General features: G+C 70.0%; 23 protein-coding genes. 11 read left to right on the plus strand and 12 right to left on the minus strand.

The window, feature by feature from the left end; genetic code table 11:
- Positions 1-14 precede the first annotated feature (14 nt).
- Both ACGFSB_RS27300 and ACGFSB_RS27305 read right to left on the minus strand, forming a co-directional pair.
- Positions 15-794 carry an amino acid ABC transporter ATP-binding protein gene (locus tag ACGFSB_RS27300; protein WP_393404454.1) on the minus strand — a complete coding sequence of 260 codons (780 nt, stop codon included), beginning with the start codon at positions 792-794 and terminating at the stop codon, positions 15-17.
- A 96-nt stretch (positions 795-890) separates the two neighbouring features.
- Positions 891-2,051 (minus strand): MFS transporter, encoded by a 1,161-nt coding sequence (locus ACGFSB_RS27305; protein ID WP_393404884.1) that lies wholly within the window; start codon positions 2,049-2,051, stop codon positions 891-893.
- A gap of 120 nt (positions 2,052-2,171) precedes the next feature.
- On the opposite strand from ACGFSB_RS27305, the gene ACGFSB_RS27310 reads away from it, so the two are divergent.
- Positions 2,172-2,957, plus strand: a complete 786-nt coding sequence (locus ACGFSB_RS27310) for an AraC family transcriptional regulator (protein ID WP_393404457.1) — start codon at positions 2,172-2,174, stop codon at positions 2,955-2,957.
- 105 nt (positions 2,958-3,062) lie between these two features.
- Here the strand turns inward: ACGFSB_RS27310 and ACGFSB_RS27315 are convergent, their stop codons facing one another.
- Genes ACGFSB_RS27315 through ACGFSB_RS27325 form a run of 3 tightly spaced genes read right to left on the minus strand, consistent with a single transcriptional unit; the run spans position 3,063 to position 6,153 of the window.
- Positions 3,063-3,584, minus strand: a complete 522-nt coding sequence (locus tag ACGFSB_RS27315; RefSeq protein ID WP_393404460.1) for a copper chaperone PCu(A)C — start codon at positions 3,582-3,584, stop codon at positions 3,063-3,065.
- Positions 3,585-3,586: 2 nt separating this feature from the next.
- Positions 3,587-5,875, minus strand: a complete 2,289-nt coding sequence (locus tag ACGFSB_RS27320) for a heavy metal translocating P-type ATPase (RefSeq protein WP_393404463.1) — start codon at positions 5,873-5,875, stop codon at positions 3,587-3,589.
- Complete coding sequence (locus ACGFSB_RS27325) at positions 5,875-6,153, minus strand: hypothetical protein (protein ID WP_393404466.1); 279 nt, start codon at positions 6,151-6,153, stop codon at positions 5,875-5,877. The genes ACGFSB_RS27320 and ACGFSB_RS27325 overlap by 1 nt, the downstream gene beginning before the upstream one ends.
- 358 nt (positions 6,154-6,511) lie before the next feature.
- Between ACGFSB_RS27325 and ACGFSB_RS27330 the strand changes: the two genes are divergently transcribed.
- Entirely contained in the window at positions 6,512-7,624 is a 1,113-nt protein-coding gene (locus ACGFSB_RS27330) for an MFS transporter (protein ID WP_393404886.1), read from the plus strand.
- Positions 7,621-8,616: a sugar ABC transporter permease gene (locus tag ACGFSB_RS27335; RefSeq protein ID WP_393404469.1), complete on the plus strand. Its 996-nt coding sequence runs from the start codon at positions 7,621-7,623 to the stop codon at positions 8,614-8,616. The genes ACGFSB_RS27330 and ACGFSB_RS27335 overlap by 4 nt, the downstream gene beginning before the upstream one ends.
- Here the strand turns inward: ACGFSB_RS27335 and ACGFSB_RS27340 are convergent.
- On the minus strand, positions 8,604-9,791 hold the full coding sequence (locus tag ACGFSB_RS27340) for an acyl-CoA dehydrogenase family protein (RefSeq protein ID WP_393404888.1): 1,188 nt from the start codon (positions 9,789-9,791) through the stop codon (positions 8,604-8,606). The genes ACGFSB_RS27335 and ACGFSB_RS27340 overlap by 13 nt on opposite strands.
- A 122-nt stretch (positions 9,792-9,913) precedes the next feature.
- On the opposite strand from ACGFSB_RS27340, the gene ACGFSB_RS27345 reads away from it, so the two are divergent.
- Together ACGFSB_RS27345 and ACGFSB_RS27350 are read left to right on the plus strand one after the other, a co-directional pair.
- Positions 9,914-11,671, plus strand: coding sequence for a CoA transferase (locus tag ACGFSB_RS27345; protein ID WP_393404471.1), 1,758 nt, complete (start codon positions 9,914-9,916; stop codon positions 11,669-11,671).
- A 1-nt stretch (position 11,672) separates the two neighbouring features.
- Entirely contained in the window at positions 11,673-13,349 is a 1,677-nt protein-coding gene (locus tag ACGFSB_RS27350) for a class I adenylate-forming enzyme family protein (protein WP_393404474.1), read from the plus strand.
- A gap of 86 nt (positions 13,350-13,435) precedes the next feature.
- Here ACGFSB_RS27350 and ACGFSB_RS27355 read toward each other — a convergent pair whose 3' ends face one another.
- The 3 genes from ACGFSB_RS27355 to ACGFSB_RS27365 are packed head-to-tail and all read right to left on the minus strand — an operon-like array spanning position 13,436 to position 15,689.
- Entirely contained in the window at positions 13,436-14,233 is a 798-nt protein-coding gene (locus tag ACGFSB_RS27355) for an ABC transporter substrate-binding protein (RefSeq protein ID WP_393404477.1), read from the minus strand.
- Positions 14,191-15,057 (minus strand): metal ABC transporter permease, encoded by an 867-nt coding sequence (locus tag ACGFSB_RS27360; RefSeq protein WP_393404480.1) that lies wholly within the window; start codon positions 15,055-15,057, stop codon positions 14,191-14,193. The genes ACGFSB_RS27355 and ACGFSB_RS27360 overlap by 43 nt, the downstream gene beginning before the upstream one ends.
- Positions 15,054-15,689, minus strand: coding sequence for an ATP-binding cassette domain-containing protein (locus ACGFSB_RS27365; protein WP_393404483.1), 636 nt, complete (start codon positions 15,687-15,689; stop codon positions 15,054-15,056). Before ACGFSB_RS27365 ends, ACGFSB_RS27360 begins: the two co-directional genes overlap by 4 nt.
- A 741-nt stretch (positions 15,690-16,430) precedes the next feature.
- Here ACGFSB_RS27365 and ACGFSB_RS27370 point away from each other — a divergent pair.
- A complete protein-coding gene (locus ACGFSB_RS27370; protein WP_393404486.1) occupies positions 16,431-16,694 on the plus strand; it encodes a CopG family transcriptional regulator in 264 nt (87 codons plus the stop codon).
- A complete protein-coding gene (locus ACGFSB_RS27375; RefSeq protein WP_393404489.1) occupies positions 16,691-17,107 on the plus strand; it encodes a PIN domain-containing protein in 417 nt (138 codons plus the stop codon). The genes ACGFSB_RS27370 and ACGFSB_RS27375 overlap by 4 nt, the downstream gene beginning before the upstream one ends.
- A gap of 249 nt (positions 17,108-17,356) precedes the next feature.
- Here the strand turns inward: ACGFSB_RS27375 and ACGFSB_RS27380 are convergent, their stop codons facing one another.
- From ACGFSB_RS27380 to ACGFSB_RS27390, 3 genes are all read right to left on the minus strand, one after another.
- Complete coding sequence (locus ACGFSB_RS27380; RefSeq protein ID WP_393404492.1) at positions 17,357-18,736, minus strand: class I SAM-dependent RNA methyltransferase; 1,380 nt, start codon at positions 18,734-18,736, stop codon at positions 17,357-17,359.
- A 148-nt stretch (positions 18,737-18,884) separates the two neighbouring features.
- A complete protein-coding gene (locus ACGFSB_RS27385) occupies positions 18,885-20,945 on the minus strand; it encodes an APC family permease (protein ID WP_393404495.1) in 2,061 nt (686 codons plus the stop codon).
- Positions 20,946-21,018: 73 nt separating this feature from the next.
- Positions 21,019-23,397 carry an MMPL family transporter gene (locus ACGFSB_RS27390; protein ID WP_393404498.1) on the minus strand — a complete coding sequence of 793 codons (2,379 nt, stop codon included), beginning with the start codon at positions 23,395-23,397 and terminating at the stop codon, positions 21,019-21,021.
- A 185-nt stretch (positions 23,398-23,582) separates the two neighbouring features.
- On the opposite strand from ACGFSB_RS27390, the gene ACGFSB_RS27395 reads away from it, so the two are divergent.
- The 4 genes from ACGFSB_RS27395 (at position 23,583) to ACGFSB_RS27410 (ending at position 25,672) form a co-directional block, all read left to right on the plus strand.
- Positions 23,583-23,912 carry an ArsR/SmtB family transcription factor gene (locus tag ACGFSB_RS27395; RefSeq protein WP_393404501.1) on the plus strand — a complete coding sequence of 110 codons (330 nt, stop codon included), beginning with the start codon at positions 23,583-23,585 and terminating at the stop codon, positions 23,910-23,912.
- Positions 23,912-24,151, plus strand: coding sequence for a hypothetical protein (locus tag ACGFSB_RS27400; protein WP_393404504.1), 240 nt, complete (start codon positions 23,912-23,914; stop codon positions 24,149-24,151). Before ACGFSB_RS27395 ends, ACGFSB_RS27400 begins: the two co-directional genes overlap by 1 nt.
- Before the next feature lie 175 nt (positions 24,152-24,326).
- Entirely contained in the window at positions 24,327-24,995 is a 669-nt protein-coding gene (locus tag ACGFSB_RS27405; protein ID WP_393404507.1) for a potassium channel family protein, read from the plus strand.
- Positions 24,995-25,672 carry a potassium channel family protein gene (locus ACGFSB_RS27410; protein ID WP_393404510.1) on the plus strand — a complete coding sequence of 226 codons (678 nt, stop codon included), beginning with the start codon at positions 24,995-24,997 and terminating at the stop codon, positions 25,670-25,672. The genes ACGFSB_RS27405 and ACGFSB_RS27410 overlap by 1 nt, the downstream gene beginning before the upstream one ends.
- Positions 25,673-25,802 lie beyond the last annotated feature (130 nt).

Below are 25,802 nucleotides of genomic sequence, written 5' to 3' on the forward strand. Positions count from 1 at the left end.
GGCCCCGCCCCGGATCAGTGGTGAAGGATCTTCGAGAGGAAGTCCTTGGCCCGCTCGCTGCTCGGGTTGCTGAAGAACTGAGCGGGCGTTGTCTCCTCCACGATGCGGCCATCCGCCATGAACACCACGCGGTTGGCGGCCGAACGGGCGAATCCCATCTCGTGGGTGACGACGACCATGGTCATTCCGTCATGGGCGAGCTGCTGCATCACCTCAAGGACCTCGTTGATCATCTCGGGATCGAGCGCAGAGGTCGGCTCGTCGAAGAGCATGATCTTCGGGTCCATGGCCAGCGCTCTGGCGATCGCGACGCGCTGCTGCTGGCCACCGGAGAGCTGCGCGGGGTACTTCTCCGCCTGGGAGCCGACACCCACCCGGTCGAGCAGCTGGCGTGCCCTCTCCTCGGCGGCCTTGTTGTCCTTCTTGCGCACCTTGACCTGGCCGAGCGTCACGTTGTGCAGCACGGATTTGTGCGCGAAGAGGTTGAAGGACTGGAAGACCATGCCCACATCGGCCCGCAGCGCGGCCAGCTCGCGGCCTTCGGCGGGCAGGGGCTTTCCGTCGATGACGATCTCGCCGGAATCGATGGTCTCCAGGCGGTTGATGGCGCGGCACAGCGTGGACTTCCCGCCCCCGGACGGCCCGATGACGACGACGACCTCGCCACGGGCAATGGTCAGGTCGATGGACTGGAGGACGTGGAGCTCGCCGAAGTATTTGTTGACGTTGCTCAGCACGACCAGATCGCCCGTGGCCGGGGTGGGAACTTCCTTGGTCACACCTACTCCGCTCATTGGCTTCATGGTCCGTCTTCCAAAAGGAAGCCGCACGCCGAGAGCGGGGGTTTACGACGGTTCGCTCAAGGCCGTCGGGACCCGTCGGCGCCCGTGCTACTGCGGTGGGACGGTGAGGGGTGTGTCCTCGGCGGGCACCGGTTCGTCCTGGACCGGTTCGCGCAAGAAGGCGGAGAGCAGCATCGCGAGCACCGGCACGGTGGCGAGTACCGCGAGCGTGCCTCGGGGACCGTAGTGGGTTGCGATGAGGCCCAGCAGCGGCATGAACAGGCCGCCGGCGCTCATCGCGAGGCCGAGAGTGACTCCGGCGGCGGTCCCGGGCCGGCTGGGCAGGTAGTCCTGACCGAGCTTGATGAGGACGGCGAACGGGATGTTCGAGATCAGGCCGACCAGCAGCGCAAGTGGCAGCGCGACGTATTTGTCGTCGCAGATGAGCATGAGCCACAGGGCGGGCAGCATTGCCGCGTTGCCCATCTGTACGGTGCGCACCATGCCGATGCGGTCTGCAAGACGCCCGCCGAGCAGCGTGCCGGCCACACCGCCGCCGAGTGCGAGTGTCAGGGCGAGACCACCGAGGCCCGTGCTCGCTTCCAGGTGACGGATCCAGTACAGCGAGATGAAAGTGTTGAGCCCGGTCGAGATGGTGGACCGCACGATCTCGACGGCGGTCAGGGTCGCGAACAGGCCCGGCCGGTCCCTGCCCTGGCGCTGCACCTTCTTGACCGCCGTATCGGACGTGCGGTTGTGGTGGCGCAGCAGGACGAAGCCCATGAGGACGGCAGGCGGGATGAACAGCGCGGTCGCGCCCATCCCCAGGTTGCCAAGGGCCGGTGTGACCAGCGCCGGGGCGACGAAGAACCCCACGCTGCCGCCCGCAGCGAAGTAGCTCATCGCGGTGGCACTGCCCCCGGCCGCACGGCGCGCATCGCGCCCCGCCGGCGGATGGAACATGGCGATACCGACACCCGCCATCAGCAGGAGGGCGAAAACCAGCGGGTAGGAGGGCACAAGACCCGACAAGCCTGCCCCGATACCCGCCAGGCTGACCCCCAGCGGCGACATCCATCGCAGCCGGAACCGGTCGGCGAGCAGCCCGATCGGCACCTGCGGCAATGCGCTGCCGAGCGTCGCGGCAAGTGCGAGACCCGAAGCCTGCACGTAACTGAAGTCGCGGTGTAGCACGAAGTAGGGGACCGCGGCGGGTACGAGGCCCTGGTAGAAGTCGTCGACGGCATGGGCGCCGGCCCAGATCCGCATCCGCCGCCAGTGCCCGGGTGGAACACCCGCCTCATGGGGAGTACTTGTTTCCTGGATCGTTGTCACACACTCACGATGGACGGGAGCACCCCGGGCGCACTTCCCGTATTCTGCCTACCTATGTCGCAGATCCGCCACGAGCCCATCGCGCCGACCGTTACACGGTTCCACGGGGGCGGCGAGACCATCGACCGGCACCGCCACGACGACCACCAGCTGATCTACGTCAGCTCGGGCGTGCTCGCGATCACCACGGAACACGGCTCCTGGATCGCCTCCAACGACCGCGCCCTGTGGATTCCGGCGAATACCTGGCACCAACACCGCTTCTACGGCCAAAGCCGCTTCCACACCCTCGGCTTCCCCGCCCACGGCAGGACGCCCCTGCTCGACGCCGAACGCCCCACGGTCATCGCCGTCGACACTCTCGTACGCGAATTGCTCATCGCACTCACCAGCACCACCCTCACGCAGACCGAGACCCGGCACATCGAATCAGTGCTGCGCGACCGGCTACGCCGCGTGACAGCCCAGCCCGTCGCCCTGCCCGCAGCCCGCGACCAACGACTGGCCGACGCCTGCCGCCTCGTCGAAGAAGACCTGCACCGGCCCTGCACCCTCGCCCAGCTCGCCGGCCGCGTGCACACCAGCGAGCGCACCCTCTCCCGCCTCTACCGCGACGAGTTCGGCATGACCTTCCCCCAGTGGCGCACCCGTGCCCGGATCTTCAGCGCAATGGTCATGCTCGCCGAGGGCGCCACCGTCACCGACACCGCCCACGCCTGCGGATGGGCGACAACCAGCGCCTTCGTCCAGACCTTCGCGCAGTCGGCAGGCAGCACGCCAGGTTCCTACCGAGCAGGCATGGCAGGCATGGCAGGCATGGGCAAACCGCAGCAGGAATGACGGGCCAAGGCGGCAAGCACGTTCGCGGAGTAACGCCCAGTCCGAGCGCAAGGAGGACGAGCGCCAGCAGACGGCTGTCCACAGTGGGCGTCGGGCAAGTTGTGGTCAGCCGAAAGATCCCGGCCGTATGACCTCCGCGCGGACCCGCACCGTGCCGCTGTGCTCGAAGTGCAGGTCGAACGAGATCCGGTCGCCCACACGCCAGTCACGGTCGGCGGGCACCGACACATCGCTCGACATCGGCGTCATGGCCAGCGTGCCCCGCGCGGGCACCTGAAGCCGGTCCGCGGCGGCTCGGTAGGCCGCGCCGTCCGGGGTCATCCGGTGCTGGCTCAGGGCGATCCCGGCCGGCACGTCCGGCGAGGTCACCTCGGTCAACTCGTCAGCCGAACTGCCCTTGTTGGTGATGCGGAAGAGGGCCACCGTTTCGGGAGTCCCGCCCGTCGGCTGGAACACGTAGGCCCAGGTGACGCTCAGGTCAGGCGGTGTGCCGGCGTGGCCGAGGGAGGTCCAGGCGGTCAGCCCGCCGAGAGCGACAAGGCACGCGGCTACCGGAGCGGCGGCGGCGACCGCGGACTGCTTGAGACGCTGCACCAGTCGGGCAGGCCCGGCGGTGGATCCGGACATGGTCACCAGCTGCTCCTCGCCCGTTGCCGGGGCTTGTGCGTACGGGCGGGGGTGGACCCGGGCTGCCAGGTCCGCAGGCGCAGGCTGTTGACGACGACAAGGACCGAACTGACGGACATGGCCGCGGCGGCCAGCATCGGATTGAGCAGTCCCACCATGGCCAGCGGCACGGTCACCACGTTGTAGCCGAACGCCCACACCAGGTTGGCCCGGATGGTGGCGAGCGTGGTGCGGGACAGACACACCGCGTCGGCCAGAGCCTCGATGTCGCCGCGTACGAGTGTCACATCGGCGGCCCCGATCGCCGCGTCCGTTCCCGCGCCCATGGCGATTCCGAGGTCGGCCGAGGCGAGGGCCGCCGCGTCGTTGACGCCGTCACCGACGACCGCGACCCGGCGGCCCTCGGCCTTGAGCGCGGCGACAAGGGCCGCCTTGTCCTCGGGTGAACAGGCGGTGTGGACGGTATCGATGGCCAGTTGCGCGGCGACCGCGCGGGCCGGGGCCTGGCGGTCGCCGGTGGCGAGGACCGGGCGCACACCCAGTCGGCGCAGCCGGTCCACGGCCCGATAGCTGCCGGGGCGGATCACGTCTCCCACGGCGATGAGCGCCACGACCGTCCCGTCGATGCTGACTTGGACGGCGGTGTGTGCGGCCTCCTCGGCGGTCCGCAACGCCTCGGCGAGCGTGTCGGGCACATCCTCCGGGACGGCGGACACCTCGACGAGGTGCTCCTCGACCCGGCCTCGTACACCGAAGCCGGGAACAGCGACGAAGTCCCGTACTGGGGGGAGGACTTCGTCAGCGAGCGTGCGCACACCATGCACGGTGATCGCCCTTCCCAGCGGATGTTCGGACGCTTCCTCGACCGCCGCGACCAGACGCAGCACCTCGCTCTCCGCCGGAGCGTCGGGAACGACGGTGACCCGGGCGACGCTCATGTGGCCCGAGGTGAGCGTGCCGGTCTTGTCCAGGACGACGGTGTCGATGTGCTGCAAGCCCTCCAGCGCCTGCGGTCCCGTCACCAGCACGCCGAGCTGCGCACCGCGCCCGGTCGCGGCCATCAGCGCCGTCGGCGTGGCAAGTCCCAGCGCGCACGGACACGCCACGACCAGGACCGCCACGCACGCGGTGACCGCGGCCTGTGCGTCGGCCCCCGCACCGAGCCAGAAGGCCAGCGTGGTCACCGCGAGCGCGAGGATCACCGGGACGAACACGCCGGCCACGGAGTCCGCGAGTCGCTGCGCGCGTGCCTTGCCTGCCTGCGCCTCGGTCACCATCCGTGTGATACAGGCCAGTTGGGTGTCCGCGCCGACCGCGGCGGCCCGCACGACCAGCAGTCCGCCGGCGTTGACCGCGCCCCCGGTCACCGTGTCTCCGGGGCCCGCCTCCACCGGCTCGTTCTCACCGGTCACCAGGGCCTGGTCGACAGCCGAACTCCCCTCCACCACGACACCATCAGTGGCTACGCGCTCGCCCGGACGGACGAGGAAGGTGTCACCGACAGTCAGCTGCTCCACGGGGATCAGGCGCTCATGACGCCCCTCACGGACGGCGACGTCCTTCACACTCAGCCGGGCCAGCGACCGCAGTGCCGCCCCCGTCCCCCGCCGCGCCCGTGCCTCCAGGAACCGGCCGGCGAGCACGAACAGGGGCACGCCGACCGCCGCCTCCAGATACAGGTGGGCGACCCCGTCGGCGGCGGACGGCATCAGCGTGAACGGCATCCGCATCCCCGCCCGGCCCGCGCCGCCGAAGAACAGCGCGTACACCGACCAGCAGAATGACGCCACCACGCCGAGTGACACCAGCGAGTCCATCGTCGCCGCCCCGTGCCGCACCCCGCGCAACGCCCGCTCATGGAAGGGCCAGGCCCCCCACACCGCGACCGGCGCGGCCAGCATGAAACAGAACCACTGCCAGTTGCCGAACTGCAGCGCCGGAGCCATGGAGAGCACAAGCACCGGAACCGAAAGCAGCGCGACCACCATCAGCCGCAACCGCTCGGCGCGGTCCGCCGCCGACTCCTGGCCGTCCTCGTCCGTGTCACCCGCCCGCTCCGGTCGGGGCAGCCGGGCCGTATAGCCCGCCTGCTCCACAGCGGCGACGAGTTCGTGCGGGCTGACCTCGGCAGGGTGACTGACTCGCGCATTGCCCGTCGCCAGGTTCACGCTCGCCGCGACCCCGTCGAGCTTGGCCAGCTTCTTCTCGACGCGCCGCACACACGCGGCACACGTCATCCCGCCGACCGCGATGTCGGTGACCGTCAGGGACGGCACAGAGACGGCCCCCATCAGCCACCGCTCCCGTGGTCCATGTCCGTCCCGTCCATGCCGCCCGTATCGCCGGAGTCCGGCGCGCCGCCATGCCCACCGGGGTCATCGCCGCTGCTCGTCCCGTGCATGCCTGGAGCGACCGGACCGACCGCGTGCCCCACGGCGTAGGAAAGCCCGAACATCACGGCGAGCAACAGGATGAACCCGAAGAGCGCAGGTGGCGGGAGCCATCGGAGCTTCGAGCGCTCGGAGGACGGTGACGCGGAGGCTTGCTCGCCTCCGTAGGCTTGGCTCACTGCTTCTCCCGATCGTGTCGGCCACCCGCTCCCCCGCGTCATGTCATGGCGCAGGGCGCAGGGTGTCTTGCCAGTGGTCGGATACGGGAACGGACGCGTTCCCGGCTCAATATGTGATGCGCATCACATACATGGCCCGCCCGCAGCCCGTTCCACGCGCCGTGACGCAAGACATGGAAAATGCCGGGAACTTGGGGCCCGCGCGAACCGACTCCTCACCAAGTCCGAATGGTTCGGACCGGCAAGGAACGGAGGGACCGTGGAGGCGGAACGCCAAGGAGTGCGGGCGGCGGCCGGCACAGATGCTCCAGGCGGTGACGGCCGGGGCGGGGCGCTGACCGCGCTGCTGACCGGTGCCATGGCGTTCTCGATGCTGCAGCTGTTCCTGCTCGGGGCCCTTGGCCCGCGCATCGTCGATGATCTGGGCATCTCGCCCACGGTCCTCGGTCTGACCACCACGGTCGGGTTCGGTGCCGCGGCGGTGCTCTCGCCGTTCGGCGGGCGCTTGGTGGACCGCGTGGGCCCACGCCGCTGCCTCGTCGCGCTGCTGCTGATCTCCGCCGTCGCACTGGCACTGATCGGTTCGGCGTCGGGTGTCGGGATCCTCCTCGCCTCGGTCGCGCTCGGCGGGTTGCCACAGGCGTTGGCCAATCCCGCGACGAACAGGGCCATCTTGGCGTCCTTCGCCCCGGATCAGCGCGGTCCGGTCACCGGTATGAAGCAGTCCGGGGTGCAGCTGGGCGCCTTCATGGCCGGGCTGCCACTGGCCGCTCTGGCCGGGGGCGCGGGGTGGCGGGTCGCGATATGGACGGCGGCCGGGGCATCGGTCATCGCTGCGTACTGGGCGGCACGGGCACTGCCCGCCGACCCACCTGCGAAGGCCGTGGCCACGGCTTGGGTACCGCGCGGTTCTACCGCGTGGCTCGCGGTGTTCTCGCTGTTCCTCGGCTGTGGGATCGCCTCGGTGAACACGTACGTGGCGCTGTACGGCACGCAGCGGCTCGGGCTCGGGCCCACGTCGGCAGGAGCGTTGGTCGCGGTCCTGGGAGTCGCAGGGATCGCGGGCCGCGTGGGCTGGGCGAAGATAGCCGGCCATCCGGGGCGCGCCGTGCGGCTTCCGGGGCTCTTGGCCGCAGGCGCGGTGGGAGCCGCACTGCTCCTCGCTGCCGCCGCATGTGTGCATCCGCTGGTCTGGCTGGGCGCGGTGACCGTGGGCGTCTTCGCGGTCGCGGCCAACGCGGTGTCGATGGTCCTCGTGATGCAGCGTGCGGCACCCGGGCGGGCCGGACAGGACTCGGCTCTGGTCTCCGCAGGGTTCTTCGCCGGCTTCGCGCTCGGGCCGCCGCTGTTCGGACTCCTCGCGGCGGGCGGGCACTACGCAGGTGGCTGGCTGCTTGTCGCCGGTGAGTTCGCGGGAGCGTGCGTGGTCGCGGTGATCTGGGCGGTACGGGACCGGACGGCGATGGCATGACCCGGACCGCTCCTGCCTGGGCCGCGCCTGCCTGGGCCGCCCCTGCCTTGATCGCCCTGCTCGACCGGGCCGCCCTCACCCATGCCGAAGCAGGCGATCGCTTCCCGCTGTTCGCGGAGCCGGACAGCGGGCGCTGGACCACGACGCGGCGCGGATCGTGGACCGGCGGTTTCTGGGCGGGACTGCTGTGGCTGCGGGCCCGGCACAGCGGCGAGAAGCACGACCGTGAGGCCGCGAGGCGGTGCACGGACCGGCTTGCGGATCGGGTGGACGCCGACACCGCCACGCGTGGACTGATCCTCTGGTACGGGACGACGCTCGCGGACGAACCCGGTGCGGCAGAGCTACGACACCGCGCGGCCGTGGCCTGCCTGGATGCGTACGACCCCGAACTCGGTCTCGTTCCTTGGGGTTCGGCCTTCGGCGGGCCGCGGCTGATCGCCCGCGCGGACGCGGTGCCGGGGCTCGTACCGCTCCTGGCCACCGTCGACCCATCGGCGGCCGAGTCGCATCTACGGAGGCATCTCGCACTCTGCGCCGGGCAGATGGCCTCGCGATTCGATCCTGCGACAGGCTGGATTCCGTGCGAGGAACCACCGCCGGGCTGGAGCCGGGGACGGGCCTGGCTCCTGCTCGCAGCTTCCGATGCCCTGACGCAGCTAGGTGCGGACGAACGCCTCGACGTCGCGGACCACTTGGCGGGGCCGCCGGAGATTCCCCTGGCCGACGAGGACAGGACCGAGGGGCCGCTCGACACCTCGGCCGCAGCGATCACCGCGGTCGCTCTGCTCAAACTCGGCCGGCACGAGCCGGCCATCGCCCTGCTCGAGCAGCTGGTCCACCGCCATCTGACGCCGACGGGCCAACTCCTTGACGGCTGCTACGACCTCGCCGCGAATACAGCCACCCGACACGAGCTGATCTGGGGCGACTTCTTCCTCGCACTCGGCCTCGCCATCCTCACGGGACTGGTCGGCCCTCACGACATCTGACGCAGTACCCGCCTAGCGACCGACGTGATGTGCAGCTCGTCCGGGCCGTCCAGAATGCGGGCCATCCGGCCGGTGCGGAACAGCGCGGGCAGCGCGGTGTCGGGGCCGAGGCCCGCCGCGCCATGGACCTGGATCGCGGCGTCGGCGACCTGCTGAAGCGTACGGGCGGCGGCCACCTTCGCCAGGCCGACCTCCACATGGGCATCCCGTCCGGCGTCGAGCTGCGCCACCGCCTCGTACACGAGCGGCCGGGTCGAACGCAGGGCGAGCAGCGACTCGAAGAGATGGCGCTGGACGAGTTGCAGGTCACCGAGAGGTCCTCGGGACCGGGTACGGGTCTGGGCGCGCTCGCGCATCAAGTCGAAGGCTCGCTGGGCCTGCCCCAGCCAGCGCAGGCAGCGCAGGGTGCGGCCGAGCAGCAGCCGTTCACCCGCGATGGCGAGAGCCTGGCCGCGCTCGCCGAGCAGGTGGCCCGCGTCCACGGTGACCTCCTCCAAGGCGATCTCGCACTGTCCGCCCGCCCCGAGGACCGGCAGGTCGCGCACCACTGTGAAGCCGGGTCTTGAAGTGGGCACCAGGAACAGGGACAGGCCCTCGCGGTCCGGAGCGGTGCCGTCGGTGCGGGCGAGGACTGTGATGAGGTCGGCGTCGGCGGCGCCGCTGATGAACCACTTGCGGCCGTTGACCGTCCAGTCTCCGGCGGCCGACTGCGTGGCGGTGGACTCGGTGAGGAAGGGGTCGGTGCCGGGCGTGTCGGGTTCCGTCATCGCGTACGACATACGGATCTCGCCGGCGGCCAGAGGCTTCAGATACAGCTCGCGTACGCGGCTGCTGCCGTGGCGCCGCAACATCAGCCCGTCGAGGAGCGGTGCGGAGCCGAGCGCCGCGGGTCCGTGATCACTGGCGCCTTCGGCTTCGGCGATATGGGCGTACTCGGCCAGCGGCAGCCCCTGGCCGCCGAGGTCGGCGGGAAGCGGCAAGGCCCACAGGCCCTGCTCCTTCGCCTCTTCCTGGAGGGAGCGCAACGCCGCTGCCGCCTCCGGTCCGCCGGCGTCCAGAACGGGTTCGCAGGGCATCACGTTCCGGCGTACGAATGACGCCACCTGCTCTCGCAACTCGGCTGTTGCAGCGGGACACGGGGGAAGCCCACGCAGCGCACTCGTATGACTTTCCATCATTTCCTCCAGCCTCCCGGGAACCCATGGGAACGGCAGTCCGACTGCTTCCTACGAAGAACAGGTCGGGCGCGACAGCTCCCGGGTTCCCTGCACACCAGCACATCTTGGTGAGGAGAGGCATGGCGACACCATCCACCGCGCGGACGGTCCGGCCACTGGACGGGCTGCGGCTTCAGGCTTGCGGGCCACCCGCCCCCGGTGCGGAACTTGTCCGGGAACATCTGCGCCTCCTGGGGGCTCCGGCGAATGAGGCGAATGAGGCGCCGAGCGAGCATCTCGCCCTGGGGGGCGACGGGTTCGATGACGTCACAGCCGAGGTGACCTGGGGTGAGTCGAACGGTCTGACCGATGAGGCCACGGCGCAGGCCGCCACCGGCATCATGGCGGTGCACGGCCGCCGCGACGGCTCCCCGCGCGGCCTGGCCGTCGACTACGCCGCCACCGCCACCGGTGTGCTCACCGTGCAGGGGCTGCTCGCCGGTCTGCTGGCCCAGGCCCGCGGAGGGCAGGTCAAGCAGGTGCGGACGAGCGTGCAGCGGGCCGGTCTCCTGGCCGTCTCGCAGTATCTGGCCGCAGCCGGGGCCGACGAAGGCGAAGCCGTGTCAGCCGCCCGCGGAGGGCCTCCGTTCACGGCCGCCGACGGGACCGTCTTCGAGCTGGAGACGCTCGACCCCGGGGCATGGGCCGCCTTCTGGCGCGCACTCGATGCACCCGAGGATGCGCTGCGCGCGGGCTGGCGGCCCTTCCAGTTCCGGTACGCCACCGCCTGCGCCCCGTTCCCGCAGGTGCTGCACGACACGGTGCGGGCGAGCGCGTGGGAGCGCATCCGGTACGCCGCCGGGGCATCCGGCGCGGAGGTGTGCCCGCTGCGATCCCTGACCGAGCGGGCTGCCGAGCACGATGGGGCGCCCCCTTGGACACTGACCTCGCACGAAGCCACGTATGCCCCAAAACCTTGCAGTGGGAGGCCGCTTGAGGGCCTGACGGTCCTGGAAGCAGGGCGCCGCATCCAGGCCCCCCTCACCGCTCACCTGCTGGGCCTGCTCGGTGCCGAAGTGATCCGTGTCGAGCCGCCGGGCGGGGATCCGCTGCGCGGTATGCCGCCTGCCTGTTCCGGGATCTCCGCGCGGTGGCTGGCCCTCAACCGGGGCAAGAAGGCCGTCGAGGTCGACATCAAGTCGGCGAGCGGCAGGCAGCGGCTGCGCGAGATGGCCGCGGCCGCCGATGTGTTCCTGCACAACTGGGCGCCGGGCAAGGCCGCCCAACTCGGGCTGGACAGAGAGGACTTGGCCGCAGGGAACCCGGCGCTCGTGTACGCGTACACGAGCGGCTGGGCCGACCGGCTCACGGACGCCCCGATGGGCACCGACTTCATGGTGCAGGCCCGCACGGGTGTCGGGGAGGCGGCGCGGCCCGCCGACGAGCCGCCCGCGCCCTCCCTGATGACCCTCCTTGACGTGCTCGGTGGGCTACTCGGGGCCGAGGCCGTCCTCGCCGGTCTTGTGCTTCGCGAACGCACCGGCCGTGGCGTGCACGTGGACTCCTCTCTCCTCGGCGCGGCGGACGTGCTCACCGCGCCCGCCCTGCGGCAGGCCGCCGCCGGAACCTGGGCCAGGAAACCTGCCGGCTTCCGCCGCCCCCTGCCCACCGCCGATGGCTGGATCGCCCCCAGCGACTCCTGCGCCGCCGCAGCCGCCGCGTACGACCTGAGCGGCCTGCCCACCGACGACGCCCTGTCCCAACTGCGCACCCACGGGCTGACCGCCGCCGCCGTCACCACCGACCTGGCCGCCCTGCACCACGACCCGCGCTTCTCCGGCTCGATCAGCCGCGACGCACATGGGGCGCCCACCGTTCCCGACCCCTGGAGCTTCTGAGATGACCGTCGAACTGCACGACCTGCTTCCCGCCCAGCTGCGCCGCTCCTGGGCGGTCGAGGGCACCTGCCCCGACCTCGACCTCTACAGCCTCTACCGGGCCCACCAGATCACCGACCTCCATCGCACCGCGGTGATCGACGCCAAGGGAAAGCTCTGTTACACCGCGCTCGACCGCAAGGTGCGATGTCTGGCCACCGGGCTCGCCGGGCTCGGGATACGCCAGGGCGATGTCGTCGGCGTACAACTGCCCAATGGACGCCATGCCGTTATCGCCGACCTCGCCCTGGCCGCACTTGGCGCCATCGCGCTGCCCTTCCCGATCGGGCGCGGCGGCCGTGAGGCGGCATCCCTGCTCCGCAGGTCCGAGGCGGTCGCGGTGATCGCCGCCATCGAACACCGGGGCTGTCGCCATGCGGAGGAACTGCTGGAATCGGCCGGCGAACTGCCCGCGCTGCATACGGTGATCGCGGCAGGCCCAGGCACCGCACCGGAGGGCACTGTGCCGCTCTCGCAGTTGCTGCGCTCGGCTGCGGCAGCCTTCGTCCCCGCACGTCCCGGCCCTGATTCCGCCGCGCGCATCCTGGTCTCCTCGGGCTCCGAGGCCGAGCCGAAGATGGTCGCGTACTCGCACAACGCGCTGGCCGGCGGCCGCGGCAATTTCCTGGCGTCCCTGATGCCCGATGGGACACCGCCCCGCTGCCTCTTCCTCGTGCCGCTCGCCTCCGCCTTCGGCAGCAACGGCACCGCTGTCGCACTCGCCCGGCACGGCGGAACCCTGGTCCTGCTCGACCACTTCACGCCCGAGGCCGCCCTGGAAGCGATCGCCGAGCACGAGCCGACGCATGTGCTCGGCGTGCCGACGATGATCCGGATGATGCTCGACCGGCTCGCCGAAGCGCCTCGTGACCTGCCCGCGCCCACCGCACTGGTCCTCGGCGGATCCGCCCTCGACGCGGCCACCGCCGAGGAGGCACGACGTGCCTTCGGCTGCCCGGTCGTCAACCTGTACGGGTCGGCAGATGGAGTCAACTGCCATACAGGGCTTGGTGAACCGCTGGAGCAGACGAAGGGGCCCGGTGTGCTGGCGGGCCATCCGGATGCCAAGGTCGCGGACATCCGCATCGCCGTCCCCGGCACCCGGGAGATGGAGGAGGTGGCGCTCGGCACGGTCGGCGAGATCGTCGCCCGCGGGCCCATGACACCACTGTGCTACGTCGGGGCCCCCGAGCTGGATGCCCGCTACCGCACCGCCGACGGCTGGGTACGCACCGGTGACCTCGGCGTACTCGGGCAGGACGGGATGCTGCGTGTGGTGGGGCGCCTGAAGGATGTGGTGATCCGCGGCGGGGCCAACATCAGCCCCGCCGAGGTCGAGATCGAGCTGGCCGCACACCCGGGCATCCGGGACGTCGTGTGTGTGGGCATCCCTGACCCGCTGATGGGCGAGCGGCTCGCGGCCTGCGTAGTGACCCGCGAAGGACAGACGCCCACCCTGGAGGAACTCTGCGCCCATCTGGACACACACGGCCTGGAGCGGCGTAAGCATCCGGAGCGGCTCCTTGTGGTGGAGGTGCTGCCGCTGACGCCTGCCGGGAAGCCCGACCGGGCCGTGCTGCGGGCGCGGTTCACCGAGGACACGGCACCAGATCCCGCTCCTGTGGCGCAGGCAGTCTGACCGAGCGGGAAGGAGGCGCCCCGGGGACGGCCCCTGGACGCCTCCAGCACGCCCCGGGACGTCTCCTTCCCGTGCCTCGCAGAGGCTCAGGAACCGGCCATGGCCTTCTTCACGACCTCCGCCGCATTGCGGTAGACGGGCAACAGCTCCAGGTTTTTGCCCGGATAGTTGACGATCTCCACTTGCTTGGCGCCCGCATCGGGCAGCACCGGCCCTGTCGACATGTGCGCGTTGTCCAGGACGAAGGCGGGCTTCTTCGCCGACAGCTTGGACAGCTGTCCGGCGGTAACCGCCTCCGGGCCGTACATGCCCACCACATCAGCGCCGGCCATCTTCGCCGACCAGGCGGAGAAGACCTGAGCCACGACAACCGGAGCCTTGCCGTCCGGCCACGCGGCCTTCAGTTCACCCTGCAGCTTGCCGTACTCGGCGTCGAAGGACTTCTTCCACTTCGCAGCGGCGTCCTCGGTTCCGAACTTCGCGCCCAGCGCGGACACCTGGGCCGTGGCGTTGTCGGCGTCGTTGTCGAGATTCACCTTGATGAGTTCGGCGTCGGAGCCCGCAGCTTCCTTGATCTTGTCGGCGTACGGCTCGAACGGCGCGTACAGGACGAAGTCGGCCTCGGCGACCGCCGCCAGGTCGGACGGCTTCGGGTCGTAGTCAGGGGCGTGGTGCACCGACTGCGGGACGATGACCTGTACGTCCTTGGCCCCCGCAGCCTTCGCGAAGGCGCCCTCCCAGGCGGTCGTGGCCACGATCTTCGGATCACCGTTGTGCGGATGCTCACCGTCCGAGGAGTCTGCGGAATCACCGCAGGCGGCGGTGAGAGACAGGACTCCGGTCAGTGCGAGGAGGGAAATGATGCGGACGCGGGTGCGCGCCATGAGCGGGTTCTCCGTTCGGGAATGAGATGGGCGCCGAGGGCCACGGCCCCCGCCGTCAGGACGAGGACCGGACCGGGAGGCAGGTCCAAGGACAGCGCGATGAGAAAGCCGGTCGTATTGACGGCGATCCCGATGCACACGGCCCACAGCGTGATCGAGGTCAGTGAGGTGCCCAGGCGGCGGGCCGCCAGCGCCGGCAGCAGGGTCAGCGCGTCCACCAGCAGCGCGCCGGTCAGCTTGATGGCCCCGGCCACCGCCACGGCGACCAGGACCAGCAGGAGCAGGGTCAGCCGCTCGACGCGGACCCCTGAGCAGAGGGCGAGTTCACGGTCGTACAGCAAAAGCGCGAGATCACGCCGACGCCACCAGAAGAGACCCGGCACCAGGACGGCGAGGATGCCAAGGACCCACAGGTCGGCAGAGCCCACCGAGAGAATCGACCCCCACAACAGGGCGAACGCACCGGAGGCGTTGACCCCCGACACCGAGAGCGTGAGGAGCGCGGCCGCGATGGCCAAGCTCATCAACAGGCCCATGGCACCGGAGAGTCCGTCCGGGGTGCGGGCCAGCGGCGCGACGCCGGCTCCGGCGAGCGCGCAGGCGATCAGCGCGCACACCATCGGGTCGAGTCCCGTCAGCAGCCCGACAGCGATGCCGAGCAGAGCCACGTGCATCATCGCGAACCGCACCGGCATGATGTCCAACCCGACGATCACCACGCCGATCACCGGAAGCCCGACAGCGGCGAGCAGGAGCGCGGCACCGGCCCGCTGCACGGGTATGAGCTGCAGCAACGCACCGAGGTCGGTCAGGGCGAGGTTCATACGACCTGCCGCAGCCGGCCCGCGGCCATCTCGAGCACCCGCTCGCACCGATCGGCCAGCGCCCGGTCATGGGTGACCACGATCAGCGTGACCGACAGCGAAAGGAGCAGATCAGCAGCCTCTTCCTGACCGGCGAAGTCCAGGGCAGCGGTGGGTTCATCGGCGAGCAACACCCCGGCCCCGGCCGCGACGGACCCGACCGCCCGCGCCAGATACATGCGCTGCAGCTGGCCCCCGGACAATGTGTGCAGGGGCCGGTCGACGTACGCCCCCACCTCCAGCTTCTCCGCTGCCTCCACTGCCTCGCCCGCAGCGCCGCTGCTGGTCAGCAACTCCTCGGCGAGCAGCGGAAACCGGCCCGCTGCGGGTTTCTGCGGAATCCACGCGCACGCGCGCCTCCGCCAGGCCCACTCGGCCGACGTACGCGCCGACCGGTCCCCCACCGTGATCTCGCCGTCCACCGTGCGGTGCAGTCCGAGCAGCGCCCGCAGCAGCGTGGTCTTGCCCGAGCCATTGGTACCGGTCAGCGCCACCCGCTCGCCGGCCGCGACATCGAGATCCACCCCGCGTACGGCATCCACGCGCCCGTGCCGACAGCCGACGCCACGCATCCGTACGTCCAGTCCGCCCACTCCCACCTCCCTGGTCACGGGAGAGCAGTCGGATGGGAAAGGCGCCCAGTTCCCGAGCCCCCGAAGCAGTTCGTATCGGACGTCATGCTCCAGACACGGGAACTCTTCGACAGCGTCGCCACCTCAAGCCCCCTCGGCAACGAACTCCTCGCCCGCGCCACGGAGGCCCTCGCATCGTGCGAGCAGGCCGTCACTGCCTGCGCCGCCGGGATGCTCGCCGAGAAGGACGCGGACGAACTGCGCACCGCCATCAACCAGGACCTGGACTGTGCCACCACGCCCAGCACCACGAGCACTGCCGGATCTGCTCCGAGACGACGGGCGCCGCTGCCACCGTGTGCCGCGAGCTGCTGGATGCGGTCAAGTAGCTCGCATCCAGCATTCGCCGCCGTTCCGGCGCAGTCGAGCGTCACCCAGGTCGATCCGACATTGAGGCAGCACCTGCCCACCGGGGCCGAAACCGGCGCCCGACCAGCTCTGCCCGCAAGGCATCTCGTACGTCCTGCACCAGGAAATCGCCTGGCAACTCCTACCTCTGCAGCTCTCCGACGAGAAACTGCGCCTCGGCCGGTAGCTCATCTCCGGCGACACAGTCCCTTCGCCGAACGCGCCCAGGCTTCGTGCCTCCCACCCTCGATGAGATCGGTCGGCGACTGCGTGGACAAGTTCTTGTCACCACACTGCTCCCTGCTGCCCGAACGACACCGGATCAGGAGGAGTACTAACGGTAGGATAGATGGCATGAGTGAAGCTACCGGCAAGTACTCCATCACCATGCCGCGGGGTCTCGCCGAGGCAGCCCGCGACCGCAGCGGGCCCTCCGGCCTCTCTGCCTACGTCGCCGCAGCGGTCGCCCGCCAGGTCGAACGCGACAGCCTCAACGAACTCATCGCTGTCGCGGAGGCCGAGCACGGCCCCGTCACCGACGAGGAGATCCAGGCCCTGCGCGACGAACTCCACCAAGCCCGGCAGCAGCAGGGCTCGGACCGGGCGGACGCCGCGTGACCCGCACCTCCCCCGCGATCCCGGGCGGCACCCTCGTCCTGGACAGCGGAGGACTGGCGAAAGCCGTCCTCCGCGACCGCACGGTCACCGCCTGGCTCGCCCTCGCCCGCGCCGACGATCTCCGGGTCATCACCTCCGCGGCCACCCTGGTCGAGGTCATCCACCCCCGGATCAACCGCCCCGCCCTGGAGTGGACCCTTTCCCGACTGGTCGTGGAACCGGTCACCGACGAACTCGCCCGGCACGCCGCCACACTTCTCACCGACGCCGGGCTCCACGGCCACAAATACGCCATCGACGCCATGCTCGCCGCGACCGCGCTCGCCGCCCCTGGGCCCACCACCGTGCTCACCTCCGCCCCGGAGGACCTCATCGCCCTCTGCGGAACACGGGTCACCGTGATCAAGGTCTGACGGAAACCACCCCGCTTCGGGCTGTACGGCCAGCCGCCCGCGCCCGGCAGAACCGCACCCGACAGGCCGTCAGAACGAGCGTCATTCCAGCGTCAGGACTTCTGGAAGGCCCCGTTCGCAGACCGAGCAACAATCAGCCATCACAACGAAAAAGCCCAGGTCAGAGACCGTATAGCCAAGCCATCACGCCTCGACCTCTTTCCATCAGGGAAAGAGGTCGAAACCGTGCCCGCGTCCACAAACCGCAGGTCAGGCGGCCTTCGCGATGGGCTCCAAAATAGCCACGCACTCCACGTGATGCGTCATCGGAAACAGATCGAACGCCCGCAACGACCGCACCCGATACCCCCCGTCCCGGAAGTACCCCAAGTCCCGCGCCAGCGCGGCCGGATCGCACGCGACGTAAGCGATCCTCCGCGCACCCAGGCCCACCAGGTGCTTCACCGTCTGCTTGCCCGCGCCCGCGCGCGGCGGGTCGAGGACGATCAGGTCGACCTCGGTGATGCCGGTGCGCGGCAGGGTGGCCTCGACCTTGCCCTGTTCGATGCGGACGCGGTCGAAGGCAGCGAGGTTGTGGCGGGCGTCCTCGACCGCTCGCTTGCCGGACTCGATGCCGAGGACCGCGCCCTTGTCGCCGACCCGGTCGGCGATCGCGCCCGCGAAGAGGCCGACGCCGCAGTAGAGGTCGAGGGCCGTGTCGCCCTTGCGGGGCGTCAAGCCCTGCATGACGGCGAGCATCAGCGTGTCCGCGGCCTTCGGGTGGACCTGCCAGAAGCCGCCGTTGCCGACGCGGTACGTGCGGTTGTCGGCGCGCTCGCGGACGAAGGGGCGGCCGTGGACGCGGTGGATGCCGCCGTCCTGTTCGGCGACTCGGAGGACTGAGACCGGCTTGTCCAGCTCCACCAGCGGGAGGCGCGCGCCCGGCTTCGGTTCCAGGATCACCTGGCGGTCCTGGGAGCCCGTGGCCGCGATCGCCTCGACCGACTCCATGCCGGACCAGTCGTGCTTCTCGATGCCGAGCTCCGAGACGCCGGGCGCCGCGATCATGCAGTGCTCGATAGGCTCGACCTCGTGCGAGCGGTGGCGGCGCAGACCCGCGTTGCCGTCGGCGTCGATCGCGTACTGCATGCGCGTGCGCCAGGCCGGGACCTGGCCCGAGGGAAGCTTGTCGCCCTCCGCCGGGAGGACCGTGCCGTCCCAGCCCGCCTCCTCGGGGGTCAGGCCCGCGAGGCGCTGCAACTGCTCGGTGATGACCTCGCCCTTGAGGCGGCGCTGAGCGCCCGGCTTCGCGTGCTGCCAGTCGCAGCCGCCGCAGCGGCCGGGGCCCGCGTAGGGACAGGGTGCCTCGACGCGGTCCTTGGAGGGCTCGAGGACCGTCACCGCGTCCGCGCGCAGGAAGCGGGAGTCCTCGTCACCGTCCGTCACGCGCGCGATGACCTTCTCGCCGGGGAGCGTGTGGCGGACGAACAGCACCCGGCCCTCGGCCGTGCGGGCGACGCAGTGGCCTCCGTGCGCGACGGCGCCCACCTCGACCTCGTACTCCTTGCCCACGAGCGAGTTCTCGGGCGCTTTCTCGGGCGAGCCCTCCTGCGAGTTCCCCGCCTGCGAATTCGTCGGTTCTGCCTGCATGGCGGGGTGACTCCACAACGTAAAAGGGGATCGGTCGAAAAAACGGCCGGACAACAGCCCACCAGTCTACGTGGGTGTCGTCCGGCCGCTCACCAACAGCAAGGAGAAGGGGAAGGGGCATAGGAACGGGAAGGAGCTGCGCGGGAGGTCAGGGCTTGTTGCCGCTGCTCTTGCTCGGTTCCTTCGTGCGCTTCTCCACCGGGCCCCGCCGCACCGCACCCGGCGCGTTCCACTCCGACCGCTTCCGGGCCCGCTTCTTCGCGGCCTCGGAGGAGTCGAGCTGGTAGGGGACGGACGTCACCATCACACCGGGGGTGAAGAGCAGGCGGCCCTTGAGCCTGAGCGCGCTCTGGTTGTGCAGCAGGTGCTCGTACCAATGGCCCACCACGTATTCGGGGATGATCACGCTGACCACGTCGCGCGGGCTCTCCTTGCGGAGCCCCTTGACGTACTCGATGATCGGCCGCGTGATCTCCCGGTAGGGCGAGTCGAGGATCTTCAGCGGCACGGTGATGCCGCGCCGCTCCCACTCCGCCTTGAGCGCCTTGGTCTCCGCCGGGTCGACGTTGATGCTGAGCGCTTCGAGCGAGTCCGAGCGCATCAGCTTGGCGTAGGCCAGGGCGCGCAGCGTCGGGCGGTGGATCTTGGAGACCAGGACGATGGAGTGCACGCGCGAGGGGCGCACGCTGTCGTCGGACGGGGTCTCCGGGGCTGCGATCTCCTCGGCCACGCGGTCGTAGTGGCGGCGGATCGCCGACATCGTCGCGTAGAAGATCACCATGCCGAGCAGCGCGACCCAGGCGCCGTGCGTGAACTTCGTGACGAGTACGACGATCAGGACCATGCCTGTGAAGAAGGCGCCGAAGGTGTTGATCGCCCGCGAGCGGATCATGTGGCGGCGCTTGGCCTGGTCCTTCTCGGTGCGCAGATGGCGGTTCCAGTGCCGGACCATGCCGATCTGGCTGAGCGTGAAGGAGACGAAGACGCCGACGATGTAGAGCTGGATCAGCTTCGTGGAGTCCGCGCCGTAGATCCAGACGAGCAGTACGGCCGCGCCCGCGAGCAGCACGATGCCGTTGGAGAAGGCGAGCCGGTCGCCGCGGGTGTGCAGCTGGCGCGGCAGGTAGCGGTCCTGCGCGAGGATCGAGCCGAGCAGCGGGAAGCCGTTGTACGCGGTGTTGGCCGCGAGGAAGAGGACGAGGGCGGTGGCCGCGGCGAGGACGATGAAGAGGAAGCTGCCGCTGCCGAACACGGCCTCGGCGACCTGGGAGATCACCGGGTTCTGGACGTAGTCGGCGCCGACCGACGCACCGTTGTGGAACAGGTCCTTGGCCGGGTTCTCGGCCATCCTGACCTTGGTCGTCATGGCGAGCGCGATGATGCCGCAGAACATGGTGACGGCGAGGGCGCCCATCAGGGCCAGGGTGCTCGCCGCGTTCTTGCTCTTGGGCTTGCGGAAGGCCGGGACGCCGTTACTGATCGCCTCGACACCGGTGAGTGCGGCACAGCCGGAGGAGAAGGCGCGCAGGAGCAGGAAGACCAGGGCGAAGCCCGCGAGGCCCTGGTGCTCGGGCTTGATCACGTAGTCGGCGGTGGGCGCCTTCATCGTGTCGTCGAGGACGATGCCGCGGAAGGAACCCCAGGCGATCATGATGAAGACGCCCGCCACGAAGACGTACGTCGGGATGGCGAAGAGCTTGCCCGACTCCTTCACGCCGCGCAGGTTCATCACCGTCAGAAGCACGATGACGGCGACGGCGCAGAGCACCTTGTGCTCGACGACGAACGGGACCGCCGAGCCGAGGTTCTCGATGCCCGATGAGATCGACACCGCCACGGTCAGGACGTAGTCGACAAGGAGCGCGCTGGCCACGGTGAGGCCCGCCTTGGGGCCGAGGTTGGTGTTGGCGACCTCGTAGTCGCCACCACCGCTCGGGTAGGCGTGCACGTTCTGCCGGTACGACGCGACGACGGTGAACATCAGCACGACGACCGCGACGGCGATCCAGGGGCTGAAGTGGTACGCCGACACACCCGCGATCGAGAGGACGAGGAGCACTTCCCCCGGCGCGTACGCCACGGAGGAGAGCGGGTCGGACGCGAACACGGGTAGTGCGATGCGCTTCGGCAGGAGGGTTTCCCCTAGCCGGTCGCTGCGCAGAGCGCGCCCGATGAGGATCCGTTTGGGCACGTCGGTCAGTTTGGACACGCAGAGGATCGTAAGCGTTCGAATGGGTGCCCGCCCACCCACCACCCCCTAACTGCTCCGGCAACTGCTCCGGTTAGCCACGACGCGCCGTCCGGGGCTCCGCCCAATGCCCGGAAAGCGGACGCGGGTCGGCGTCCTCCGGTGCTTCAGGAACCTCCTCCGCCCCGTGTGCCCCGTGGGTCCCGTAGCGCTCGGCCGCCCGCTCCTCGGCCCGGCGGATCGCACGGGACGGCCACCAGGTGGCGCGCCCGAGGAGCAGCAGCGCCGCGGGCAGAATCATGATGCGGATCACGAACGCGTCGAGCAGGACGGCCGCCGCGAGGACGAAGCCCATCTGCTTCATCTCCAGGATGTGCAGCATCACGAAGCTCGCGAAGACGGTGACCATCACGATGGCAGCGCTGGTGACGACCTTGGCCGACGAGCTGATGCCGTGGATGACGGCCTGTCGGGTGGGTACGCCGTTCAGTGCGGCCTCCCGGATCCGGCTGACCACGAACACCTGGTAGTCCATCGAGAGCCCGAAGAGGATCACGAAGAGGAAGAGCGGCACCCGCGACGAGATCCCGCCGAGCGAGATGAACGAGAGCAACTCCTCGGCCCACTCCCCTTGGAAGACCAGGACGAGCAGCCCTAGCGCGGACGCGGCGGAGAGCAGGTTGAGCACGATGCCGAGCAGTCCGAGGACGACGGAGCGGAACGCGAAGACCGTCATGGCGAAGGTCATCAGGAGCAGGAAGCCGAGGACGAGCGGCAGCTTCTGGTTCTGGTGCTCCACGTAGTCGGTGCCGCGCGGCACCTCGCCGGTGACGGCCGTCTCGACGCCGGGCAGCTTGCCGACGGTCGCGGGGAGGTAGTCGTCGCGGAGGTGGTCGAGCGAGACTTCGGCTTTCTTCGAGTACGTCGGGTGCGGGGCGTTCAGTTCCAGTGTGGTGGTCCTCCGGTCCTCTGAGGAGCGGACAAGCGGAGTACGGGAGGGGTGCGAGAAGAGAGGGTCGGCCGCCGCCTCCCGGTCGAGATCGTGCAGGGCGGCCCGCACATCGGCGGCCTGCGAGGCCTCGGCCCGCACCACGACCAGGTGCCGGATCCGCTGCTCGGGGAAGGCGTCGAGCAGCCTGTCGTACCCCTTCATCGCCTCGATGTCGCGCGAGAAGCTGTCCCGCGCGGGGTACTTGAGGTTCATGTTCAGTGCGGGCAGGGCGAGCCCCAGCATGGCGAGGACCGCGAGGCACAGGGTGAGCGCCGGGCGCCTGCGGGCGGGCGCGAGCAGGGCGTTCCAGACGCGCCCCGGCTTCTTCTCGCCGTACGCCTGGACGGACTTGCCCCGGGCGATGCGCTTAGCGGCGCGCTTGGCCGTACGCCGCTCACCACGGCGGCCGAGCATGACGAGGAGCGCGGGCAGCACCGTCACCGAACTGACCACGGCCACGGCGACCACCAGGATGGTGCCGGTGGCGAGGGAGTCGAAGATGACGTCACGGGCCAGGAAGAGCGCGGTGGTGGAGACGATCACGGCGATCCCGGAGACCACGATGGCGCGGCCCGCCGTCGCGGCGGCGGCCTCGACCAGGGCCTCGGAGGTGAGTCGGCCGCCCGCGCGGGCCCGCTCCTCGCGTTCGCGCTTGAGGTAGAAGAGCGTGTAGTCGACGCCGACGGCCATGCCGATGAGCAGGATCATGCTCATCCCGACGCCGGTGTCCGGCAGCAGGTGCGAGGCCAGCATCGCCAGGCCCATCGTCGCCATGATCGAGGTGACCGCGAGCAGCAGCGGTACGCCGACCATGACGACCGAGCCGAAGACCACGGCCAGCGTGATCAGCGTGACGGGCAGCGTGATCGCCTCGGAGAACTGCAGGTCCTCGTCGCGCTGGTCGTCGACGCCCTTGCTCACGGAGGCGTCGCCGGTCTCCTCGATCACCAGGCCCGGGTGGTCCTTCGCGGCCTCCTCGGTCTGGGCCTGGAGCGGCGGGACGTTCTCCTGGTCGTCCTGTTCGGAGCCGTTCAGCTCCACCTGGACCCGCAGGACCCGCCCGTCGGCCGACCGCACCGGCGGTGCCACCGAGGCGACCTCGGGCAGCGACTTCATCCGGGTGGTGATGTCCTTCACGGCGGCGCCCGCGGCGGCCTTGTCGAGCGGTCCCGGCCTGTCGAGGGGTCCCGCCTTGTCGAGCGGTCCCGGCCTGTCGAGGGATCCCGCCTTGTCGAGCGGTCCCGAATCGGCTCGGATCAGCACCTGCTCCGTGGACCGCAGCTGCACCCCGCCCTCGGTCGCCAGAGCCTCCGCCCGCCCCGCTTCGCCCACCCGGAAGTCCTCCGAGGTCGCGCTGTTCATGCCGGCGGCTATCCCGCCGCCCAGGCACAGCACCACGAACAGCAGCCAGCCGATGACCGCTCGCCCTGGGTGCAGCGCGCTCCATCTCGCCACGCGCACCGTGACCGATCGCTTCCTCATGACCATCCCCGCCCTTTCAGCCTTCATATGTAAGTGGAGACTGACAGGTGTAGGAACAGCCCGTCAACTGTCATTCGAAGCGAGGGAAGGCGGATTGACAGTGGATCCCGTCATGCGTAAGTCTTGGCTGACAGGCTTCGGGACCAGTGAGAAGACCAGCGAGAAGACCAATGAGAAGGCGGGCCATGGACAGCGAAGAGCTGCTCGCCTTCCTCTCCGCGGTCGGCCACGCCCAGCGCATCCGGATCATCACCGAGCTCGCCCCCGGACAGCTGTACGTCAGCGAACTGGCGCGGCGGCTCGGTGTCTCCCGGCCCCTGCTCTACATGCACCTCGAACGTCTGGAGAAGGCCGGTCTCGTCGTCGGCCGCCTGGAACTCTCCGACGACGGCAAGGCGCTCAAGTACTTCGAACTGGCGCCGTTCGACGTGCGATTGAACCTGGAAACGATCCTCGCGGCCGTCCGGCAGGACGCCTCCGACGAGGCCGGACAGCACTCACCTGAGGGGTCTTAATGGACGACGTGATCATCCCGGTCGCCTTCTTCCTGATACTCGCCGGCGCGGTCGTGGCGGTCGCCTACTTCCAGTCGCAGCGCAACCGCGAGCGCGACCGCCAGTGGGCCGAGGCGATGGAGCAGTACCGGGACGTCGTCGAGCGCGCCAGGTCCGAGCAGGAGGCGGCGAGGCTGCAGCTCGTCGAGATCGGGTACCGCTTGAAGTCCGTCGAGGGCCTGCTGCGCAGCGTGGACTGAGTCCGCAGCGTGGACTGAGTCCGCAGCGTGGACTGAGTCCGCAGCGGCGATTGAGCACCGGCCCGTGCACGGGGGTGCCCTGCGGGGACCGTGCGTGTGTAGCTTGGGCCTCGGTCTGAGACGCTTTTACCGTTCAGCCTGAGCAAAAAGTATTGACACAGCCGGAAGGACGGGCGTGCACATCGTCATCATGGGCTGCGGGAGAGTCGGATCGGCTCTCGCGCAGACCCTGGAACAACAGGGGCATACGGTCGCCGTGATCGACCAGGACCCCACCGCGTTCCGCCGCCTTGGCTCCGGCTTCGGCGGGCGCCGCGTCACCGGCATCGGCTTCGACCAGGACACGTTGCGCGAGTCCGGCATCGAGGAGGCGGGCGCCTTCGCCGCGGTCAGCAGCGGCGACAACTCGAACATCATCGCCGCCCGCGTGGCCCGCGAGATGTTCGGCATCGAGAACGTCGCGGCCCGTATCTACGACCCGCGCCGCGCCGAGGTCTACCAGCGCCTGGGCATCCCCACCGTCGCCACGGTCCGCTGGACCGCCGACCAGATGCTGCGCAGGCTGCTGCCCTCCGGGGCCGAGCCGCTGTGGCGCGACCCCACCGGCGGCGTACAGCTCGCCGAGGTGCACGCGTCCGAGGCCTGGATCGGCCACAAGATCAGCGAGCTGCAGGAGGAGACCGGCGTCCGCGTGGCCTTCCTCACCCGGCTGGGCGAGGCGGTCCTGCCGACCTCCCAGACGGTGCTCCAGGAGGGCGACCTGGTGCACGTGATGATGCGCACCGACGACGTGGAGAAGGTCGAAGCGGCGTTCGCCGAAGGCCCTGAAGAAGGCGGTCACTGATGAGGGTCGCCATTGCCGGAGCGGGCGCGGTGGGACGTTCCATCGCCGGTGAGCTCCTGGAGAACGGGCACGAGATTCTGCTCATCGACAAGGCGCCGACGGCCATCTCGGTCGAGCGCGTCCCGCAGGCGGAGTGGCTGCTCGCCGACGCCTGCGAGATCACCTCGCTCGACGAGGCGGCGCTCCAGCGCTGCAACGTGGTGATCGCCGCGACCGGCGACGACAAGGTCAACCTCGTCGTCTCGCTGCTCGCGAAGACCGAGTACGGCGTCCCCCGGGTCGTCGCCCGTGTGAACAACCCCAAGAACGAGTGGCTCTTCAACGAGTCCTGGGGCGTAGACGTCGCGGTCTCGACCCCGCGTCTGATGTCCGCGCTCGTCGAGGAGGCGGTCAGCGTCGGCGATCTCGTCCGGCTGCTCCGCTTCAGCCACGGCGACGCGAACCTCGTCGAGCTGACCCTGCCGCCCGAGTCGGCCCTCGCGGGCACGCGGGTCGGCGATGTGCAGTGGCCCGAGGACACCTCGCTCGTCACGATCATCCGCGGCACGCGCGTCCTCGCGCCGACCGCGGAGGACTCCCTCGAGGCGGGTGACGAGCTCCTCTTCGTGGCGGCACAGGCCCGCGAGGAGCAGCTGGAGGACCTGCTTTCGGTACGCCGTGAGGACGCGGCCAGCTAGGCGCTGCGCTTGCTTGTACGTGGAGGGGGGGGGGGGGGGGGGCCCCCCCCCCCCCCCACCACAACCGACACAACCCCCCCCGGGCGAAGATCAACGCCAACACCGACGCCAACCCGCCCCACCACCACCC

Origin of the sequence: Streptomyces sp. NPDC048441, from assembly GCF_043200235.1 — a bacterium.
In the GTDB taxonomy this organism is placed as follows: domain Bacteria; phylum Actinomycetota; class Actinomycetes; order Streptomycetales; family Streptomycetaceae; genus Streptomyces.

Bases quoted from the DNA above. Each gene is read 5' to 3' on its own strand.
- ACGFSB_RS27300 (WP_393404454.1), bottom strand. From the start codon at position 794: ATGAGCGGAGTAGGTGTGACCAAGGAAGTTCCCACCCCGGCCACGGGC.
- ACGFSB_RS27305 (WP_393404884.1), bottom strand. From the start codon at position 2,051: ATGCGGATCTGGGCCGGCGCCCATGCCGTCGACGACTTCTACCAGGGC.
- ACGFSB_RS27310 (WP_393404457.1), top strand. From the start codon at position 2,172: ATGTCGCAGATCCGCCACGAGCCCATCGCGCCGACCGTTACACGGTTC.
- ACGFSB_RS27315 (WP_393404460.1), bottom strand. From the start codon at position 3,584: ATGTCCGGATCCACCGCCGGGCCTGCCCGACTGGTGCAGCGTCTCAAG.
- ACGFSB_RS27320 (WP_393404463.1), bottom strand. From the start codon at position 5,875: ATGGGGGCCGTCTCTGTGCCGTCCCTGACGGTCACCGACATCGCGGTC.
- ACGFSB_RS27330 (WP_393404886.1), top strand. From the start codon at position 6,512: ATGGCGTTCTCGATGCTGCAGCTGTTCCTGCTCGGGGCCCTTGGCCCG.
- ACGFSB_RS27335 (WP_393404469.1), top strand. From the start codon at position 7,621: ATGACCCGGACCGCTCCTGCCTGGGCCGCGCCTGCCTGGGCCGCCCCT.
- ACGFSB_RS27340 (WP_393404888.1), bottom strand. From the start codon at position 9,791: ATGGAAAGTCATACGAGTGCGCTGCGTGGGCTTCCCCCGTGTCCCGCT.
- ACGFSB_RS27345 (WP_393404471.1), top strand. From the start codon at position 9,914: ATGGCGACACCATCCACCGCGCGGACGGTCCGGCCACTGGACGGGCTG.
- ACGFSB_RS27350 (WP_393404474.1), top strand. From the start codon at position 11,673: ATGACCGTCGAACTGCACGACCTGCTTCCCGCCCAGCTGCGCCGCTCC.
- ACGFSB_RS27355 (WP_393404477.1), bottom strand. From the start codon at position 14,233: ATGGCGCGCACCCGCGTCCGCATCATTTCCCTCCTCGCACTGACCGGA.
- ACGFSB_RS27360 (WP_393404480.1), bottom strand. From the start codon at position 15,057: ATGAACCTCGCCCTGACCGACCTCGGTGCGTTGCTGCAGCTCATACCC.
- ACGFSB_RS27370 (WP_393404486.1), top strand. From the start codon at position 16,431: ATGAGTGAAGCTACCGGCAAGTACTCCATCACCATGCCGCGGGGTCTC.
- ACGFSB_RS27380 (WP_393404492.1), bottom strand. From the start codon at position 18,736: ATGCAGGCAGAACCGACGAATTCGCAGGCGGGGAACTCGCAGGAGGGC.
- ACGFSB_RS27390 (WP_393404498.1), bottom strand. From the start codon at position 23,397: ATGAGGAAGCGATCGGTCACGGTGCGCGTGGCGAGATGGAGCGCGCTG.
- ACGFSB_RS27395 (WP_393404501.1), top strand. From the start codon at position 23,583: ATGGACAGCGAAGAGCTGCTCGCCTTCCTCTCCGCGGTCGGCCACGCC.
- ACGFSB_RS27400 (WP_393404504.1), top strand. From the start codon at position 23,912: ATGGACGACGTGATCATCCCGGTCGCCTTCTTCCTGATACTCGCCGGC.
- ACGFSB_RS27410 (WP_393404510.1), top strand. From the start codon at position 24,995: ATGAGGGTCGCCATTGCCGGAGCGGGCGCGGTGGGACGTTCCATCGCC.